Genomic DNA, 19949 nt, shown 5'->3' with positions numbered 1-19949 from the left:
ATCCTAAAGCGATTTTGAAAACAAATGCTTTTTTGTTCATAATGACATACTCATTCCTGGCTATCACATTTATGGAGGTCTTCGTTTATGGTACAACGTTTCTGGAAGCAGCTTCGCGTTATTTTACCGATTATATGTGGTGCCGCTATCTATGCATTTGGTTTACTATACTTTATTATTCCGAACAAGCTGATGGAAGGCGGCGTAACCGGGATTACCATTTTGCTGAATTATGGATTTGGGCTGGCTCCTGCCCTATCGACACTGCTATTGAATATTCCGCTATTTTTAATCGGGCTAAAAATGCTCGGCTGGCGCAGAATGATCTATACAGGTGTCGGCATCGGCTCGTTATCGTTCTTCCTGTGGCTATTTGAATGGCTGATCAAGCAGGGCTGGATTGCTCCTTTTCAAACGGAGCATGATTATATTCTGGCTGTGCTGTATGCTGGTGTGACGCTGGGGCTTGGACTGGGGATCGTGTTCCGATTCGGTGGAACGACCGGAGGCTCGGATATTATTGCGACTATTTTGAACCGTAGCTTTGGCTGGAGCATCGGGCAGGTGATGCTGGGATTGGATATTGTGATCATTGGCTCATCGCTCTTCTTCATTTCTAAGGAGCTGGTGCTGTATACGCTGGTGACGGTATTTATTGCGACGAAGATTATCGATTTTATTCAGGAGGGCGCATATTCAGGTAAGGCCTTTACGATTATTAGTGATCATGCGGATATCATCGCGGCACAGATTATGAAAGAGATGGATCGCGGGGTAACGCTTATTCCGGCGATTGGTGCCTATTCAGGGCAGGCGAAGCAGATGGCCTACTGTGTAGTGTCCCGGCAGGAGATTCGCCGTGTACATATGATTGTGAAGGCGATTGATGCGCGGGCGTTTGTGATTATTAATGAAGTGAATGATGTGCATGGTGAAGGGTTTCGGGAGGAGCAGCCGCACTGACGGGCGGAATGGTCAAGGTGCGCATAGCATGCGACTTCGGTATAGGATGAGGAATGATAAAAGCCGCTTGGTTGTAAGCGGCTTTTAATAGTTTTGTAGATGGTTTTGTAGATGGTTTTGTGGAATGAATTAGTGTTTGATTCGAGCGGTTATGCTGAATTGATGCAGGTGCTTCAATCCACTCCGACAAGGAATAAGGGAACGGACTCCGGTGGAGGGGTGGGAATCTATGGATTAGGGAGATAATGTAGATTCCCGCCCCTCCAAAGTCGTCCTTTTCCCTTATTTCCTTGTCTACGTTCACTGCTTGTGACTTCATAATTTTGTTTCGTTTATGCACTAATATTGTGCGTTTGTATCAGTTTTCCCATTGAACATATCAGTGACAGGAACTTTCAAGATACACTTTGTACTCCACTTCATTCATTTATTCATGTTATATCAATCACTTCGTAGATATATCATCTATTACTATATGCTTCCACACTTATTGCTAACTTATCCGATCTACACTTGTTCACATTTATCTCAAGCAAAATTCAGATCAAAACCATTCAAAAATATATTTTATCCACTAAAATCCAATACAGTTTGCCTCAAGTGGAATCGAAGCAAATTTTGTGAGTACATCAGAACATGATTCCTTCACAATTTATTCTGTAGAAATACTATAACATCGTACGCGAATAACCTATTTATCTGCTTCATTTTAAATATGAAATACTTTGTTCTTATCACTTAATATCGCTATCCATTACTACATATTCATTTTACTAACGCTCACCATTAGCTATTTCACTTGCGCTCATCGCGCGCTTGCCACAGCGCCCATGCCCCTGCAAGTGCGGATGCCAGCGTCAAGGATACGGTGAAGTTGCGTACCTGGTTTAAGCGGATGACTAGTTGTTCAGTCAGCCATGGGTAGATGCCCTGACTGTAATCCATATAGTCGTTCAGAAGCGTCCAGCCTAATGCGAGCACCAATGTCGTGTGTCGGAAGATGAAGAAGCGTACATAGATCAGCGCTTCGATCGCCATCGTGAGGTGGGACGCGGTTAGCATCCAGTCCTGCCATACGAGCGTATCGCCAAGTGCTGCTCCCCAGAAGATCATCGTTACTGCCCATACTCCATATTTGACGGATGTGACGACAGCCAGTGCTTCGAATAGGGCACGAATTCCTTTTAGCCAGCGACTACGTGGTGGGAATAACAGGAAGGCGATCGCTATACTGAAAAATAGACTGGCTGTTGGGCTATCCGGTACGAACACGATCATCCAGGAGGGCCAGTGCAGCAGTGTATATTCCAGTTGTAGCGCATACCAGTAATATCCATAAATCGTACCTAGCACATTACAAATGAGCAGCAGCCATAGCAGCCTGCGGTTCGTTAGAAAGGCTCTGCTCCAAAAATAAGAAATCGGCATTCCCAGTCTCCTTTATCTCTAGTGGGTATCCAGCTCTTCTTCCAATAAAAGTGAGCTGGATTGGAATCAATAATCTTTTCCATTGTAAAAGTACAAGCTGCACCTGTAAACAAGCAAAAAGTCCACCCTGGATACAGGTGGACTTTTATCGAAATGTATTGTGTATGCAAAATGTAATGTGTATGTGCCGTGCTATGCTTAGCTGATGATCAGTGTGACAGCGATTTGCGTTCATAACGCTCCACTTCTGGCAATGTTGTATCGATCGCCGGTGTTAGTGAGCGTAATTCGTCCGTCCATTGCTGAAAGGCCTGTTCATCCCGATCGGCAAGCGCCCGGTCAATGAGTGTGTGTAGTTCTTCAATTCGATGTTCGCGTAGGATTTGATCCCATACCATTTCTGCAGCCAGACCCAACATAACTTCGTAGGTTACCTTCATCTTGTACATAGGGCGCACCTCCATATGCTATTCAGGGATTTCTGAACTCTGCTCCTTTATCCACATAGCTTTGCGTTGTTTTGGCCATACGCTGCAAATCTTCCTCCGTGAGTTCACGAATGACACGTGCAGGTGAGCCTAGAGCCAGAGTATAAGGGGGAATCGTTTTGTTCTCCGTCACAATGGAGCCTGCACCGATGAGCGAATATTCTCCGATATTCGCACCGTTCAGCACGATTGCACCCATGCCGATCAGCGAACCCTTGCCGATCCGGCAGCCGTGAACGATAGCCGAGTGTCCGACAGAAACGTCATCTTCGATAAGTAATGGATGAATCTCATGCACATGCCCTACAGCCAGATCCTGAATATTGCAGCGCTGTCCGATTTGGACGGGAGCTAGATCGCCGCGAAGTACGGCATTGAACCATACACTGCTGTATGCTCCGATACTGACATCACCGATCAGCTTTGCGCCTTCTGCGATAAAGGTCAGTTCCTCCACGCTAGGCATCCGATTTTTGTAGGGAATTAACATGTCATCCGCTCCTTATCTGCATTTTAACCAAAATCCATGTAAGCGTATCAACAATTTTGTAAAAAAAGGCGGCGGATTCGATAAAAGTATTGTCATCTTTCACGACAGAGTGACCTTTCTCCAACCAGGTAGCAAAAACGTCAGAAACGACATATAAAGCGATAAACAGCCAATGGTGCTTATTTGCAGGCACTAACGGGCTATTTATTCCAATTATAACCAAATAGCCTAGCATAAGCTAGGCTATCTTTCAAAGTATTTATCGTAGATGGTCGCTATTGTTATAGAGCACTGTATTCCATGCATCAGCTTCACGCTCTAATACCGTCAGTGATAGATTGCCCACTCGCTCGGTATGACGCTCCTGCATCAGTAGCTTGAACAGCTGGGACAGCAAGCCACCGTGACTCACTACCAGTATATTATGATTCGGAAACTGCTGCCAGGACGCTTCCAAAAAATCCATCGCTCGGCCTTGTAATACATCCAGCGGCTCCTGTCCAAGCTCTACAGTTTCCCAATCAGCACCCCATTTTGCTTCACGTTCTTCCCAGGTCATGCCCTCAATCTGTCCGAAGCCGCGCTCCTTGAGTCGCTCATCTGGCTCAAGCAGCGGAATATGCAATCGCTCTGCAATAACACGAGCTGTCTCGTGAGCACGCTCCAAGCTGCTCGACACGATATGATCCCACTCGATATGCTCGATCGCTAGCCGCTCAGCCAGCTTGCTCGCCTGTTGTCTTCCTTCTTCATTTAACGGAATATCGCTATGTCCCTGAATGCGTCCCAGCGCATTCCAATCGGTCAGACCATGTCGGATTAATCCAATTCGCATCTTATGTATTGTCATCCTTTCTTTATGTATAATCGGGTATTGTATTTAAAGGAATGGATTACCTGCATGACCCCTCCCTACATATAGCCCACAGTATAAAGGAGCACAATGCAAAAAATCAACCTGATCTATCGCAGCAAGGCAGCAGATCAGGTTGATGCGTACAGGCATATCCTTTTGCCCGTTGTATTCCTTCATTGTATTCATTAATTCATCTATATTCTCATTTATATCCCATCACATTAGCCCACAATAACCCTCTATTGATGCCGTGGTCGCGCCAGAAAGCGCAGTGACACCAATGCCAGCAGCATCCCTACGACAGATAGGATCATCCAGTATTGCGGATGAGTCGGGTCCATCTGAATGACGAGCGGATCAATTAAGCCTCGCTGAGAGCCTGCAAAATGCAGTGACGAGTGTATAACTGTCGTTGCATCACTTGTTGCCACACCCGTCGGCACAATGCCGGAGACAGGCTCCTGTACCGCTTCATAATGAAAGCTATTCGATACATCAAGCGTCAAATAAACAAAACTGCATAAGAAGATACCGATTACTGCCGCAATCCAGAAGGACATCCGGCGGCGGAACATGCGAGAGATTGGGCCACGCTTGGCACCGTTTTGCAACACCCACGGTGTTTCCGCATAGATACGCTCCATCACATTACGATTCATTTGCTCTGCTCGCAGCTCCAGCTCTGGATCTATCGATAGAGCAGCTGCTTCAGCTTTCATTAGCTCATGACTTTCCTGCCAGATGGCAAATTCCGCTGCGCAGTCCTCGCACTCGCTGAGATGCTGATGGAGTTCCTGACGACGCGGGTCGTCCGGCTTCATATCCCAATAGATTCCGAATAATAACTCGGCCTCTCTGCAATTCATTTTCCCTTCATCCCTTCAATAGGCTCATCGTAGACCGAATCATGAAAATACGGCTCTAACCGTGTTTTCACACTCGCCCTCGCCCGGAACAAAAGAGATTTGACGGAGCTTACACTCTGACAGAGGATATCAGCAATTTCCTGATAATCCAGCTGATCATATTCGCGGAGGATCAAAGCAGAACGCTGCTTTTCCGGCAGCTGATCGATAGCATCACGTACCATCTGTACACGTTCGCCACGTAGCACCGCGTGCTCTGGCACCATCGTACTTGGAGCGACCGGCGTATACCCACTTTCCTCCAGCGGTACATGACCGGCTTTTTGCTTACGAAGCTCGCTTAGTACGGTATTACGTGCGATTGTGTAAAGCCAGGTGGAAAACGATGCATCCACCTCGCGAAATGAGTGCAGGCTTTTGTACGCCTTATAAAAGGTTTCCGAACAAAGATCCTCTGCCATCATTTCCAGATTGGCACTTTTCAGCATATGATAAATGAATGCCAGAATTTTGCGTTGATAACGACGCATAAGCTCTGAATATAGCTCTACATCGCCATTTTTTATTTCCTGAATAATCAGGGAATCTGTCATTGAAATGCGACCCTCCTCGTTGTTGCCGCCGCATCTTCCCGTTCCTTATGTATTCATTAATACTGAACAGGACGGCAAAAGTTGCGGTTAATCATTGAAATTACGCGATATACAGCCATTCAAGCAGATCATCGCGAATGGAGCACCAGCCTTTTAGCCGAGCACGAATGCTCAATTCAGCCAAAACGATGCCTTCCCCCAGGCGCCTTCTAACCGAAAGCGAGCTCATCCAGCTCACTTCCCTCATCTATGTCAAAATGTATTCATATCCGTGTAAAGTAGCCTCAAATCGTACCCTACGTCATCGATACCGTCTCATCTGCTGCTTTCGTTTCAAGTCAGCATTCACGCACAACCTTATCATCATACCTGACTTCTAGACGCAAAGCAAAGTCAAAAGGTTGCCGTATTCTTCCATTTCATCCCACCATCTTGCCAAATTCACGTCACCAGCCGTATCGTTCATCGGCATAAATCGTAGACGTAGAACAAGATGCGCGCCCTAACATTATGTATAACAAGCACCGTACAAAACGATTGCACCTATGTGTTGTAGCGTATTTAGCCAGATAGCAGTTTGCGCCACTTTTCCTTTATACCATAAAACAATACGGAGCACAAAATCGATATGACCTATCTTTCACGAGCCTCTACATCTCTCCACTAACTGAACACAACGAAGCCTTACAAAAAGTTGCAGACAAAAAAAGAAACCGCTAACATTTGTTAGCGGCTGAGTACCCTATTTCAGGTGCTCTAGTTATTGGATAGGAGTGGAGAGAAACCATACTGTAGTTAAAGTATACTGTATGCGCTTTCATTTCGTCAACCCCTTTAGGTAATATTTTTGAAGTTTTTTACTATTTTATCAATTTGGTTATTTCGATTGAGCAAAAACCCCCATTTCTATACAGATGGGGGTTTGGATATAGCTAGGTATAGATAAGATACAGATAAGGTGCAAATAGGCTTCTTGAAGCTATCGTATGATTCCACTTCCAAATGTATTAAAATCGTATATCCGTATTTTAGTTCTCCATGGGATAAGTATACAGATTCAGCAACCACCCGATGAAACTTTACATCTATTCGATTATTTTACCGCTGCTGGCTTGGCATCGCTCATCCAGTGATCTACATAAAAGGTTGGCTCATGCGTCGCGTCCGCTGTTAATTGCTCTAGCTTTTGCTCTGCCTCTGCTGCTGTTGTGTAGTTGCCAATGACAGCCACGAATGCATCTGGAGATATTTTAATAAAAGATACATCCTCCTGAGGATACATTTCCTCCAGCATCGCCATTTCTTCACTCATAGGCATTGCTGCCGTGCGCAAAGCGAATACTTCATGCGGCTGTAACTGTGTATCCGAGGCTCGCAACGTTAATTGCAGCGATGCGGGCTGCTGGTACTCTGTAATCATATGCTCTACTCCATTTTGCAGCTCTACGACAAAGCGAATGGCCGAATCATCCAGAATCATGACCGGATAGACCTCTTTCACGAGAGGTAGCTGCTGCAAGTCTTGCTGAATTGTACCAAAGTCGAGATAGCGTGCCCCCTGAATTGTAAAAATTAGACGATGGGGTGCTTCCTTCTGCTCTACTGTATAAGCAGGTACACGACTCAGCTCTTTACCCTCATTGCTAAACTGAATGCGCAGCTCCTCGTCGGTTACCTGTGTTTGAACTTGAGCTCCATCGGTTATCGCTCCACCTTCTCCCCATTGCAGCACCTTTACGATGCTTCCAAGTACAGGAATCGGATACATCGCTCTCGCAACGCTCGGTATATTGGCACTGACGAATAGCAATGCGATACAAGCGGCAATCACGGAAACATAGCGAATGCGGCGTTTACGCTGCTGATGCGCTTGTGCTGCTCGTTGCTGCGCCTGTTCCATCACCTCAGCTAACTGCTGTGGAATCTGAATATCATCGTAATGCTTTTTTCCGATCATATCGAATCCACCTCCCCTTCGATCAAATACGCTTTGAGCTGCTGCATAATGCGGTAAAATCGGGATTTGACTGTATTTTCAGGTACAGCTAATACCTCTGCCATTTCTCTAAAAGACAGACTGACAAAATATTTTAAAATAATATACGTCTTCTCCTCCGGTCGCAGCCGATCCAGTGCATTGTATAAATCCATCTTCGCTTCAATCGATACATTCTCTACTGGAGCCTCCAGCCCCTGAGTAAAATCTTCTAAAACTAGCATCGGCTTACTGCGATACATATAATCGATGGCTGTATTGATAACAATACGCGACATCCATGAATCAAAATAGGTTACGGTATCTGCCTTCATAAAGGCAAGATAGCCCTTATACGTAGCGTCTGATACGATATCCAGCGCTTCCTGTTCATTTTTGACATAACAGTAGGCGAGTCGATATAGCTTGCCACGTATACTGGTCATTTGCTCGGTGAATTGCGTTTCCTTTGCTTTACTTTTTTTCCGTCCTATCACTGCCGATGAACACCCCTTATGGATAAAAGTACCTCGTTACATGGTGTATGAAAGCTTCATTCTCAAGCGCTTGAGTGTGTTACTAATCGTTAGACTGTTTTGTGTAGAAAATAGTTCTTGGATTTTCATTTTTTTATGTAGAGCTGAATCCGATTGAGGATGCATAGATGGCTAAATAATGATATGTAGCTGGGTGATACTCCTCGATTATAAAGAAACGAGATCGAATCGTGAGCAAAGTACCTTCCTCTGGTATAAGAAAAATGCACCTGTTCATAAGAGCGGATTCTGATTATCCTGTCCGCTTTTAGGAATAAGGTGCATTTTGAGCTATAACTGATTATCCATACAAGATTACATTGAGAACGCTAGATATAGATGAATTGCAGAGAAGTGTAGCTAGAAAAAGATAGCACCCTTCCATCCATTAGATGATTGCTGCTATCTTATAGCATATCATTGCAACTAGCTGGTATACCTCGCACAGAGCAAATCGCTCATATTTGCAGCCCAGCTATCTTTTCATAACATAGAATAATCAAGCAACCGGTTCAGCGTAACCTACTCGCTTCCTATACCCGTGCAAACACACTATACTCGCTATCCAGCAGCATCGCCTTTGCCTGCTCCATATCCTTCTCATTACGGAACGATAAACGCATCACGCCTGGTACATCCTCACGGCTCTCAATAATTTGCACATTGCTAATGTTAATACCGCGATTACCGATCTCGGTTGTAATTTTACCGATAATACCAGGATGGTCAGGCACATCGAGATATAGATCATACAATGTGGTGATCATGCCTTTACGGCGTTCGGGCAGCTCGTCACGGAACGCACCTGCATATTCAAACTGCTGCTCGATCCCGCGAGCGTCCTGCGTTTGTAATAGCTCGATAAACTGCTGTACACCCTTGTTCCAATCGTTCAGCAAATTCAATACCACATGACGATTACTGAGCAGAATATCACGCCATACAATCGGGTCGCTGGAGGCAATCCGTGTAATATCGCGGAATCCGCCTGCGGCGAGCATACGGTAAAGCGGATTATGCTCATTATATTCACGAATCTGGTTCACCAGTGCTACAGCGATCACATGCGGCAGATGACTGATCGCGCCCACGATCTCATCGTGCAGCACAGGCTCCACACGTACCATTTGCGCTCGTGTATGCTGAGATAGTAGTGTGGCAAGACGATCATATGCATGATCTGGCACGCCCGCTGGTGGCGTGAGCACATAGTACGCATTTTCAAATAATAGTGCCGATGCTGCACCTACACCTGAGCGCTCGGAGCCAGCCATCGGATGACCGCCGATAAAATGTACATCCGTCTGAAAATGAAGCTGCTCGGCGCAAGCAATGATCGATGCCTTTGTGCTACCCACATCGCTAATGACACAGCCTCTTTTCAGCGGCAAACGGCTAAGCTGCTCCAAATACGTATTCAGCAAGCTCACCGGTACACAGAGAAAAATAAAGTCTGCATCCAGCGCAGCCTCTTCTACCGACAGGGTTGCATGGTCAACGACCTGCCTTTCCTGAAAGGTATGTATCAATTCCGGCAGATGCGTATATCCGGTAACATGCAGTCCCGGTTTTCCTTTAAAGCATAGAGCTAGCGAACCGCCAATAAGCCCTACGCCGAAAATCGCAATTTTTGTCGTCATTAGTATCCCACTCATTCTTTATCGATTGTCTTTCCTGCTGCGTTAAAGCGGCACAACGCGAATAACTGACAAACAGACGCTTCACTCCTTCCAGCAACCCTGTTGCGTCTGGATATGATGCCGCCTGCTTTCCGTTATCACGCTATACTGCCATCCATGTATTGTACCTTGAAATTTTCGATTACGCAAAATGCATCGTCAGTTGCTGCTTGCTGCTTGCTGCTTGCTGCTTGCTGCTTGCTGCTTGCTGCTTGCTGCTTGCTGCTTGCTGCTTGCTGCTTAATTGTATCGTACAGTTCGACGATCTGAATCACTTTTAGACCATTTGCCAAAAATGATTCAGATTCGCCCTCACTTCTTTTGCTATTGTTATTCTTTTATACGGTCGCTTTGCGTGCCTGCAATGTTTCTTCCAACGCCTGGACGAATGCTTCATTTTGCTCTGGCTTACCGATCGATACGCGAATCCAGGTTGGATATTTGCTATGACCTGCGCGAATAATAATTCCACGCTGGAGCAACGCATCGAAAATCTCCTTACCCGGATGCCCGGTATCCACCATAATAAAGTTCGTTTCGCTTGGGAAATGGGTCAGACCAAGGCGATCAAAGGCAGCGATCAGGTAATCCATACCTTCGCGGTTTTTGATACGGCAATCGTTCACGAAGTCTTGATCGATAATCGCCTGACGCGCTGCTGCCTGAGCAATACGCGATGTGTTGAACGGCTCACGCACCTGATTGATTAGACGAATCGTGTCTGCATTACCTACACCATAGCCAATCCGCAGTGCAGCCAGACCGTAAATTTTGGAAAATGTACGCAAAATGACGATATTCGCATAACGATCTAACAGCTCCACACTGCGTGGATATTCGCCAGCAATCACATACTCGTAATATGCTTCATCCAGTACGACCATGACATCGGATGGAACAGCATCGAGGAACGCGACCAGTTCGTCTTCGGTCACAATCGTTCCCGTCGGATTGTTCGGATTACATACCCAGATAATCTTTGTTTTGTCCGTTACCGCAGCTAGCATAGCGGGTAGATCGTGCTTACCCGCTTGAAGCGGCACTTCCACCACCGTTGCTCCTTCAATATCCGCATTGCTTTTATACACAGAGAACGTCTGATCTGCCATAATCGTCTCATCACCTGGCTCCAGAAACGAACGGGAGATCAGCGCAATGACCTCATCCGAGCCGCAGCCAAACACGATCTGATTCGGCTGTACACCGATATGGTCGGCAAGCTGAGCCGTCAGCTCCACCGCAGCGCCGTCTGGATACAGGTACAGCTGAGACAGCTCATTCATGATCGCCTGCTGCACGGATGGTGCCGAGCCGTATGGATTTTCATTGGAAGCAAGCTTGATGACGTCTTCCAGTCCTAACTCTCGTTTCACTTCTTCAATCGGCTTGCCAGGCTGATAGACAGGAATATTAACAATACGTGATTTTGGTTTCAATCGGAACAACTCCTTATCGACTTAATGAACAGAACTTCACGAACAACACTTTGCCTGATGATGTGTTATGCTCCAGATTCTCTGGATGTAAGGAAGGCGCCTTTTATGTAAAAGGCACCTGTCGATCCAATCCAGCCGCTCGCTACGGAGTAAGTATGTAGATGAGCGTATATGCTTTAGTTTATATCATTTGCCGCTCTAATACATCTCACGGCTAACAAATCGTACTTTTGGCAGCAATAACGGTTCATCGCACCGCCCAGTGAGTAGCCTCGATCAACGTGTTCCTTTTAGATCAGCAACAAATTGATGAATCTGCTGTAAGCCGTCTGCCTTGCGCGCTGGATCGGTCAGCAGTGGAATTTGCGATTCAATCTGGCGCACAATTGCGCTACCTACTACTACTCCATCGCAAAATGCAGAGAACTGCTTCACCTGCTCATGGCTGGAAATACCGAAGCCAACGGCAACTGGAAGATCGGTGCTCGCCTGTACGCTTTTAATAAATTGCTCTACATTAGAGTGGAAGGACGTGCGCTCACCCGTTACACCAAGCGAGGACACACAGTATACAAAGCCCTGCGCTCCATTCAAAATAGAAGCGATGCGTTCATGAGACGTTGGCGCGACCAGCGGTACCAGACTCACACCTGCTGCACGTGAGCGTGCACGCATCTCTTCAGATTCCTCAATCGGCAGATCGGGAATGATCATACCGCTAATATCATTACGCTGTAGCTCTTCAAAAAAGCGATCCAGCCCATATTGCAAAATCGGATTGTAATACGTGAACAGTACAAACGGCATCTGTGAGCCACGCTCACGCGCCTGCTTGGCTACATGGAGACAAGTATCAATCGTCACACGATGCGTCAATGCACGCTGAGAAGCGCGCTGGATCACAGGCCCATCAGCTAGCGGATCAGAATACGGTACACCAAGCTCCAAAATATTCGCTCCAGCCGCTTCAAGCTCCATAATCACATCAACGGTCGTTTGTGGATCAGGATCGCCAACGGTCAGGAATGGAATCAGTGCAGTTTCGCCTTTTTCCTTCAACGTTGCGAAGGTAACATCCATGCGGTTTTGACTTTGTCCGGTTACGCTCACAGCGATCCCTCCTGTTCATATCTCATGATCGATTCGACATCCTTATCACCACGACCGGAAAGGCAAACGATGAGCAGTTGATCCGGTGTCATTTCTTTTGCTAGCTTCACCGTATGCGCAATCGCATGAGCGGATTCCAGTGCTGGAATGATGCCTTCGGTGCGACAGAGCAGCTTGAGCGCGTCGATCGCCTCCTGATCTGTAATCGGTACGTACTGGGCACGCTCGATATCTTTGAGATACGAATGCTCTGGTCCAACGCCCGGATAATCCAGACCTGCGGAGATCGAATGCGCCTCCTGCACCTGACCAAATTCATCCTGTAGCAGATAACTCATCGAGCCCTGGAATACACCCTTTGTACCGAGACTCATCGTTGCCGCATGTAGCGGTGTATCAATACCGCGTCCAGCTGCCTCGACACCGATCAGACGAACGGCTTCGTCACCGATAAATGGATAGAACATACCGATCGCATTACTACCGCCACCAATCGCAGCCACAACCGTATGCGGCAGACGATTTTCCTTTTCTAAAATCTGGCGTCGTGTCTCGTCACCGATAATACGCTGGAAGTTACGCACCATCATCGGATATGGATGCGGCCCTACAGCTGAACCGAGAATGTAGAATGTGTCATCCACATTACTCACCCAGTAGCGAAGCGCTTCATTACCCGCATCCTTGAGTGTACGTGTACCGGATGTAACAGGCACAACCTCAGCACCCAGCATATTCATGCGGAATACGTTCAGCTGCTGACGCTTGATATCCTCTTCTCCCATGAATACTTTACATTCAAGCCCAAGCAGTGCAGCTACGGTTGCAGTCGCAACGCCGTGCTGACCTGCACCCGTTTCGGCAATGACCTTTTGCTTGCCAGTACGCTTGGCAAGCAGTCCCTGACCGATGGCATTGTTAATTTTGTGTGCACCTGTATGGTTCAGGTCTTCACGTTTTAAATATATTTTAGGACCGCCAAGCTGTTCGGTGAGTCGCTCTGCATAGTAGAGCGGTGTCTCGCGGCCAGAGTATTCTTTTAGTAGATAATTCAGTTCTTCTTGAAATTCCGGATCCTCAGCATACTGGCGATAGGCATCCTCAAGCTCGATCAGTGCATTCATCAGCGTTTCCGGTACATAACGTCCACCAAAATCGCCAAATCTTCCTTTTGCATCAGGTAGTATTTTCATTATGCTCTCGCCCTTTCCACAAACCGTTTGATTTTATCGATATCCTTCACTCCGTCAGTTTCGACACCACTGGATACATCAATGCCTTCCAGCGGATAGCCTTCGACTAGCTCATTTACATTATCAGGTGATAAACCGCCTGCAACAAGTAATGGAATACCATGCGCTGCTGTCCAGCGGTGATACGGTGCAATGCCATCCCAGGCAAAGGTTTTACCTGAGCCGCCGCCATAGAGCGGATCATGTGTGTCCAGTAAAAAGGCATCTACGGTACCTTCATATGGCGCTAGCTTTGCAGCTGCAATCTCATACACATCAGGCTCATTGTTTACTTGTGTTATTTTAGCAGTTGATGTAGATTGTGCTGCCTTAGGATTATCTTTAGCTTGAATAGAGATGACTTTGATTACTTTAACCTGTAGCTTCTCACGTACCTCCTGGCAAAATGCAGGGGTCTCGTTACCATGCAGCTGAATCACATCCAGCGGTGCTGCTTCGATAATATGCAGTAACTCCTCCAGCGTTGGATTCACGAATACACCGACACTTTGAGGTGCCTGTCCGTGCCATTGCTTCAGTACATCCAGTAGCTCTGCTGCACGCTGACGATCAATCTGTCGCTTGCTTCGTGCAAATACAAATCCGATGTAATCAATCGGTAATGGTATCATAGATTTTAGCACTTCAACGTCTTGAAGTCCACAGATTTTTATCTTTAGAGCAGACGGCTCTGGCGTAATGCCAGAGCCCCCTGTTACGTGCTGTTCGTTGAGAGAGGTTCCATTTTCATTCATGAGAAGCGCCTGCTTCACGGTTGGCAGGAGCCATCAATGTGTGTACGGCTGACGCAATATCAGGCTGTCGCATAAAGTATTCGCCTACAAGCACGCCTGCTGCACCTGCATCAGACACATAGCGAATATCATCCGGTGACATAATCCCACTTTCACTGATTAATGGTACACCAGCTGGCAATAGACGAATCAGTTCGGCTGTTGTTGACAGCGAAGTTTCGAATGTTTTCAGATCACGGTTGTTTACACCGATCAAGCCATGCTCCACACTGCCTTCGATAGAAAGCACGGTTTCCAGCTCCGCCTGATCATGCACCTCGATCAGAATATCCAGTCCAAGCGATACGGCCGTCTTGATATAACGATCAATTTGCTCTGGTGTGAGGATCGCTGCAATCAGCAAAATCGCATCCGCACCGATCAGACGTGCTTCATAAATCTGGTGCTCATCGATAATGAAGTCTTTACGTAATAGCGGCAAATTCACAGCTGCTCGAATATCAGTCAAATACGAATTATTGCCCTGGAAATATTGTACATCTGTCAGGATGGAAATACAGTCCGCTCCTGCCTGTTCATATGCCTGGGCAATCGTCACGGGATGGAAATCTGGACGAATCAGACCTTTGGATGGAGATGCCTTTTTCACCTCGGCGATCAGACCAACACGTCGATTAGCACGCTTGGTTAGCGCATCGCGGAAACCGCGTGTTGCCGGCATGGTTGCGATGGTACGCTCTGCCTCAGCGATAGACAAGCTCTGGGTCAACTGTTCAACTTCCTGCTTCTTGGTAACTACAATACGATCAAGATACATAGCTGAATGCCTCCGTAGTTTGAATTAATTGTTGCAGCTTATTCGCTGCTGCTCCCGAATCAATCGCCTGTGCCGCAATCGCAGCACCTTCCGCCAGACTATTTGCTTTGCCTGCCAGATAAATGCACGCTGCACTATTGGCAAGCACTACATCACGATATGCTCCCCTTTCGCCTTGAAGCACACGACGGATGATCGATGCATTTTCCTCTGCGTTGCCGCCCAGCATATGCTCCAATGGATGACTGCTCAAACCAAAATCCTGCGGCGTCACTTCATACGTATGCACCTCGCCATCTCGCAGCTCGGCGATGCGTGTTGGTGCAGCGATGCTAATCTCATCCAATCCATCCTGACTGGCTACCACCATAGCGCGCTCCAGACCAAGCAGCTTTAAAGTATGTGCTACAGTTTCAATTTTACTGCCATCATACAGCCCAATCAATTGTCGGTCTGCACCAGCTGGATTAGTCAGTGGGCCTAGCATATTAAATACAGTGCGTACACCCAGCTCACGACGGGTAGCCGCCGCATGCTTCATCGAAGGATGGAACACCTGAGCGAACAGGAAGCAGATGCCGATCTCGTTCAGACAGCTTGCTGCCTGTACGGCATTCAGTCCGATATTCACACCCAGCGCCTCCAATACATCCGCGCTACCTGCTTTACCAGAAGCGGAACGATTGCCATGCTTTGCGACACGAACCGATACAGAGGCTGCAATGATCGCTGACACGGTGGAAATATTGAATTTGTGAATACCCGATCCACCTGTTCCGCATGTATCCAGCAAGCCTGCTGACATCACCGGAACACGTCCACCACTGCTGCGCATCGCTTCCGCAAAACCAGTGATTTCCTCCACCGTCTCTCCCTTCATGCGCAGGGATGTGAGCAGACCGCCGATTTGCGATGGTGTAGCTTCACCATTCATAATCGCGCTCATCACCTCATAAGACTGCTCCCGCGTCAGATGTTTACCCTCGATCACATTCATAATCGCCTGTTGTATCGTTTCCGCTGTGTGCATACCCGTTTCCTCCCGAACTGTAAAATATACTGTGTGTAAGTTTCCGTTATTGATCTATACGTTCATGCTATTCTTCCGCTCACTCACCCAGCTTCACTGGTTCATAGCCATACAGATAATCTGGATTGGCGATTTGTGCCTCTTCCCCTTTGCGAGGGAACATCGCTTCGGCGACACGGATTGATTTCAGCATGCCTTTGGCTTTGTTCACGGTCTCTTCGTATTCCTTCTCCGGTACCGAATCCCATACGATTCCTGCTCCAGCCTGTACGTACGCTTTGCCATGCTTGAAAATAATCGTACGAATCGTAATACACGCATCCATATTACCGGAGAAGCCCAGATAACCAATCGCACCGGCATAGGCGCCACGTGCTTCATTTTCAATCTCAGCGATAATTTCCATCGCTCTCAGCTTAGGTGCGCCGGATACTGTACCTGCTGGTAGACAGGACAGGAATGCATCGAAGAAATCACGATCCTTGCGCAGCTTACCAGATACGTTGGATACGATATGCATCACATGCGAATATCGCTCAATCTGCATAAAGGAATCGGTTTTGACGGTGCCGTATTCCGCCACACGTCCGATATCATTACGTCCCAGATCGACCAGCATCAGGTGTTCAGCGCGCTCCTTCTCATCCTGAAGAAGCTCTTCTGCCAGCGCCTGATCCTCGGCTTCATTCTGTCCTCGTGGACGTGTTCCTGCAATTGGACGTGTCTGCAAGCGATCGCCCTCCACCTTGACCAGTGCCTCTGGTGATGTACCGACGATAATCTCATCATCCAGCTTCAAATAATACATATATGGTGATGGATTCATCGTGCGTAGCACCCGATATACCTCCAGCGGTGCAACCTCTGTTTCGATATGGAAGCGCTGGGACAGCACGACCTGGAAAATGTCACCTGCGCGAATATACTCTTTCGCCCGATTGACGCCATCCAGATATTGCTCCTTCGTCATATTGGACTGAATCTCGCCCATCTCAATATTGTCAGATACTGTAGCGCGCCCTGCACTGCTCACTGGTGGCTGTGTATGCAGCAGTTCTTCCATGCTATCCAGCTTAGCAGCCGCTTCGCCATATGCCTCGCGGATATCGTCATCACTCGCACCTTCTGGCACATGCACATTACTTACCAGTAAAATATGCTGCTTCACATGATCGAAGACGACGATCTGATCGCAGAACATAAAGCGAATATCATCCATGTTCATATCATCGATGCGATGAGCGGGCAGCTTCTCGTAATATTGCAGCAGATCGTAACCAAAGAATCCGATCGCTCCACCTGTAAAAGGCGGCAGTCCATCTACCTTAGGGCTGCGATAGCGTCGCAGCAATGCTTTTAGCTGCTCTATCGGCTTACCGGATAGCTCACTGATCTCGCCATCTAGATCGACCTCAATCTTGCCCTGCTTACCGGAAATCAAGAGGAATGGATCACTACCGATAAACGAGTACCGCGCCCATTTACTACCTCCCTCTACACTTTCCAGCAGAAAGGCATGTCGCCGCTGTGCATAACGCTGGAAAATACGAATCGGTGTCTCCATATCACCCAGCAGTCGCTTTACGATCGGAATCAAATTATACTGGCCAGACATGGCAATCACTTGTTCTACATGAGGTTGGATCATTATACTCGCTCCTTTGGCTGATCAATTCATTGGCTCTTCCTTATTCGCAGGAATCGGCAAGCTGTGACCTTCGTCACCAGTCGATCCTAAAGGTAAACAAAAAGCCTCCATGCGTATGGACGCATGAAGGCTGCATAATTAATTGTACAAATGTAGACAGCAAGCTCATCTGCTGCCGGCTTCGCCAAATGAAAACGTAAGCTCCCTCCCATGATCACATGGATACCAGCTTGTGCGGTAAAGCAGCTATACCTCGACCTGTACTATATCGATATAGTATGTCTGTACGCCCATTACTCGTCTCTTGCTGTATGGGTACTTCTCTTCAAAAGGCTATGCTCTGAAGTGACACGGCTCTTGTCTTCCTGCGCACACACGACCCGGAAGGCTATTAATGGCTATCCATTCGCACCTTCCGCCCTGTCCGCCGACAAGACCTACACTTCCTTCTCATCTATACTAAACTCTGCTACCTGCATCTCATCTCAATACACGGCTCTGTTTGCCTGTTGATCTTGTTCTATACTATACCCTATAACGTATGGCTGACGCAACCCTTACGCTACGATTCACAATCAGGAAGTTGCCAGATCAGGACGAAGGCGTGTTGCCTCGTTCAAATACACATGCTTAATTTCCTGCTGTGTTTTGGTGGTATTGATATGGATCATCAGTCGGATGCACTGGGGCAAGCTATTCTGCACCGATGCTTCCACTGCACACATCAATGGCACCATACTCCAGCCATCCATTTCACGAATAGCCAGCGCTGGAAATGCCGCATCAAGATCAGCAGTCATCGTAATCCAGATGCTGCTCACATCCTCAGGATCGAATTGATTACGCTCTACAATCTCTCTGAGCAATACCAATGTTTCACCCAGAATCTCCTGACGATCATTGCGGGTAACCGTAGTAGCCCCGCGAATACCTCGTGTATACATGTTACGCCTCCTTCTTTAACTGCTCAACCGTCTGGCGCACCAGATCATAATCGACATTGTGATCAATCGCTACAACACCTATCGCTGATGGGACAATAAACGTCATCCGGCCTTCCTGGAATTTCTTATCATGCATCATAGCCCCCATAATACGGTCGGTATCCAGATGAGCTGGAAGCACAGTTGGCAAGCCTAGCGCCTTCAGCATCTGGCGTGTCGTATCCGTCAGGCCCGGCTTCGCACCAAGCGCCTCACCGATGATCGCTGATCCGACCATACCGATCGAGATCGCCTCACCGTGAATAATCTCTCCATAGCCTGCAACGGCTTCGATCGCATGACCGATCGTGTGCCCCAGATTGAGGATGGCACGCAGATCATTTTCACGCTCGTCACGAGACACGACAATCGCTTTGATGGAGCAGCCCTTTTCAAGACCATAACCCATCGCTTCCATGTCGAGTGCTTGCAGTCGCTCTGCATTGTCCAGACACCAGTAAGCAAATTCAGCATCCCAGATCAGTCCATGCTTGACCATTTCGGCTAAGCCTGCGCTAACCTCGCGTGCTGGAAGGCTCTGGAGTGTAGACAGATCGTACAATACAAGCTCTGGCTGATGAAATACACCGATCATATTTTTGGCGAGTCGGTGGTTGATCGCTACCTTGCCGCCTACGCTACTATCATGAGCAAGTACAGTCGTCGGCATCTGGATAAAACGAATTCCGCGCATATACGTTCCTGCCACAAAACCCGCCAGATCACCGACTACACCGCCGCCCAGCGCAATAACAGCAGATTTACGGTCAAGCCCGCCCTCGATGGCACGGGTCATCACCTCCTCAAATACTACAATCGACTTGGATGTCTCACCAGAACCGACAACCGCAGTGACAAAACGAAATCCAGCTGCCTGGAGTGATTGCTCCAGCTTGTCCAGATGCAGCGGTGCAACCTGCTCATCGGTAACGATTAATAGCGGGCTTTGCTTGGATAATCCGTGCTGCTCCAGATAGCTCCCTGCCTGCTGAAGCAGCTGCTCACCGATATAGATCGGGTAGGAACGATCGCCAAGTTGAACGTCCACTACACGCACATCAGAC

Annotated in this window: 21 protein-coding genes; 1 reads left to right on the top strand and 20 read right to left on the bottom strand. The window is 47.6% G+C overall.

Annotated features, from left to right (window positions below):
- Positions 1-87 precede the first annotated feature (87 nt).
- The gene (locus tag SK066_RS09460) at positions 88-963 is read left to right on the top strand and encodes a YitT family protein (protein ID WP_250345336.1); all 876 of its coding nucleotides are present in this window, start codon (positions 88-90) and stop codon (positions 961-963) included.
- Positions 964-1758: 795 nt separating this feature from the next.
- On the opposite strand, the gene SK066_RS09455 is transcribed toward SK066_RS09460, so the two are convergent.
- The 20 genes from SK066_RS09455 to aroB form a co-directional block, all read right to left on the bottom strand.
- Positions 1759-2391: a DUF1405 domain-containing protein gene (locus SK066_RS09455; protein WP_320544465.1), complete on the bottom strand. Its 633-nt coding sequence runs from the start codon at positions 2389-2391 to the stop codon at positions 1759-1761.
- Between the two features lie 209 nt (positions 2392-2600).
- Positions 2601-2840, bottom strand: coding sequence for an IDEAL domain-containing protein (locus SK066_RS09450; protein WP_188775428.1), 240 nt, complete (start codon positions 2838-2840; stop codon positions 2601-2603).
- 22 nt (positions 2841-2862) lie between these two features.
- Entirely contained in the window at positions 2863-3369 is a 507-nt protein-coding gene (locus SK066_RS09445) for a gamma carbonic anhydrase family protein (protein ID WP_188775426.1), read from the bottom strand.
- 259 nt (positions 3370-3628) lie between these two features.
- Entirely contained in the window at positions 3629-4204 is a 576-nt protein-coding gene (locus tag SK066_RS09440) for a histidine phosphatase family protein (protein WP_320544464.1), read from the bottom strand.
- A 260-nt stretch (positions 4205-4464) separates the two neighbouring features.
- Positions 4465-5091: an anti-sigma factor family protein gene (locus tag SK066_RS09435; protein ID WP_320544463.1), complete on the bottom strand. Its 627-nt coding sequence runs from the start codon at positions 5089-5091 to the stop codon at positions 4465-4467.
- Positions 5088-5684, bottom strand: coding sequence for an RNA polymerase sigma factor (locus SK066_RS09430; RefSeq protein WP_188775420.1), 597 nt, complete (start codon positions 5682-5684; stop codon positions 5088-5090). The genes SK066_RS09435 and SK066_RS09430 overlap by 4 nt, the downstream gene beginning before the upstream one ends.
- A gap of 100 nt (positions 5685-5784) precedes the next feature.
- Positions 5785-5913, bottom strand: coding sequence for a hypothetical protein (locus tag SK066_RS09425; RefSeq protein WP_320544462.1), 129 nt, complete (start codon positions 5911-5913; stop codon positions 5785-5787).
- Between the two features lie 864 nt (positions 5914-6777).
- Complete coding sequence (locus tag SK066_RS09420) at positions 6778-7641, bottom strand: DUF4179 domain-containing protein (protein WP_320544461.1); 864 nt, start codon at positions 7639-7641, stop codon at positions 6778-6780.
- Entirely contained in the window at positions 7638-8156 is a 519-nt protein-coding gene (locus SK066_RS09415; protein ID WP_320544460.1) for a sigma-70 family RNA polymerase sigma factor, read from the bottom strand. Before SK066_RS09415 ends, SK066_RS09420 begins: the two co-directional genes overlap by 4 nt.
- Positions 8157-8728: 572 nt before the next feature.
- The gene (locus tag SK066_RS09410; RefSeq protein WP_188775307.1) at positions 8729-9835 is read right to left on the bottom strand and encodes a prephenate dehydrogenase; all 1107 of its coding nucleotides are present in this window, start codon (positions 9833-9835) and stop codon (positions 8729-8731) included.
- 137 nt (positions 9836-9972) lie between these two features.
- Positions 9973-10167 (bottom strand): hypothetical protein, encoded by a 195-nt coding sequence (locus SK066_RS09405; RefSeq protein WP_320544459.1) that lies wholly within the window; start codon positions 10165-10167, stop codon positions 9973-9975.
- Positions 10168-10212: 45 nt separating this feature from the next.
- Positions 10213-11310, bottom strand: a complete 1098-nt coding sequence (gene hisC / locus SK066_RS09400) for a histidinol-phosphate transaminase (protein WP_320544458.1) — start codon at positions 11308-11310, stop codon at positions 10213-10215.
- A gap of 276 nt (positions 11311-11586) precedes the next feature.
- Positions 11587-12390 (bottom strand): tryptophan synthase subunit alpha, encoded by an 804-nt coding sequence (gene trpA / locus SK066_RS09395; protein WP_188775613.1) that lies wholly within the window; start codon positions 12388-12390, stop codon positions 11587-11589.
- Positions 12391-12416: 26 nt separating this feature from the next.
- The gene (gene trpB, locus SK066_RS09390; protein WP_320544457.1) at positions 12417-13613 is read right to left on the bottom strand and encodes a tryptophan synthase subunit beta; all 1197 of its coding nucleotides are present in this window, start codon (positions 13611-13613) and stop codon (positions 12417-12419) included.
- Entirely contained in the window at positions 13613-14284 is a 672-nt protein-coding gene (locus SK066_RS09385; RefSeq protein WP_320544838.1) for a phosphoribosylanthranilate isomerase, read from the bottom strand. The genes trpB and SK066_RS09385 overlap by 1 nt, the downstream gene beginning before the upstream one ends.
- 115 nt (positions 14285-14399) lie before the next feature.
- Positions 14400-15224 carry an indole-3-glycerol phosphate synthase TrpC gene (gene trpC, locus SK066_RS09380; RefSeq protein ID WP_320544456.1) on the bottom strand — a complete coding sequence of 275 codons (825 nt, stop codon included), beginning with the start codon at positions 15222-15224 and terminating at the stop codon, positions 14400-14402.
- Positions 15214-16254 carry an anthranilate phosphoribosyltransferase gene (gene trpD / locus SK066_RS09375; RefSeq protein ID WP_250345326.1) on the bottom strand — a complete coding sequence of 347 codons (1041 nt, stop codon included), beginning with the start codon at positions 16252-16254 and terminating at the stop codon, positions 15214-15216. The genes trpC and trpD overlap by 11 nt, the downstream gene beginning before the upstream one ends.
- A 79-nt stretch (positions 16255-16333) precedes the next feature.
- Positions 16334-17902, bottom strand: a complete 1569-nt coding sequence (trpE, locus tag SK066_RS09370) for an anthranilate synthase component I (protein ID WP_320544455.1) — start codon at positions 17900-17902, stop codon at positions 16334-16336.
- Positions 17903-18477: 575 nt separating this feature from the next.
- On the bottom strand, positions 18478-18846 hold the full coding sequence (aroH, locus tag SK066_RS09365; protein WP_188775300.1) for a chorismate mutase: 369 nt from the start codon (positions 18844-18846) through the stop codon (positions 18478-18480).
- 1 nt (position 18847) lies between these two features.
- On the bottom strand, positions 18848-19942 hold the full coding sequence (gene aroB, locus SK066_RS09360; RefSeq protein ID WP_320544837.1) for a 3-dehydroquinate synthase: 1095 nt from the start codon (positions 19940-19942) through the stop codon (positions 18848-18850).
- Between the last annotated feature and the right edge of the window lie 7 nt (positions 19943-19949).

Source organism: Paenibacillus hunanensis (genome assembly GCF_034055775.1).
Lineage (GTDB): Bacteria > Bacillota > Bacilli > Paenibacillales > Paenibacillaceae > Saccharibacillus > Saccharibacillus hunanensis.
The sequence above is the reverse complement of the archived record's forward strand: the minus strand, read 5'-3'. Positions and strand labels throughout refer to the sequence as shown.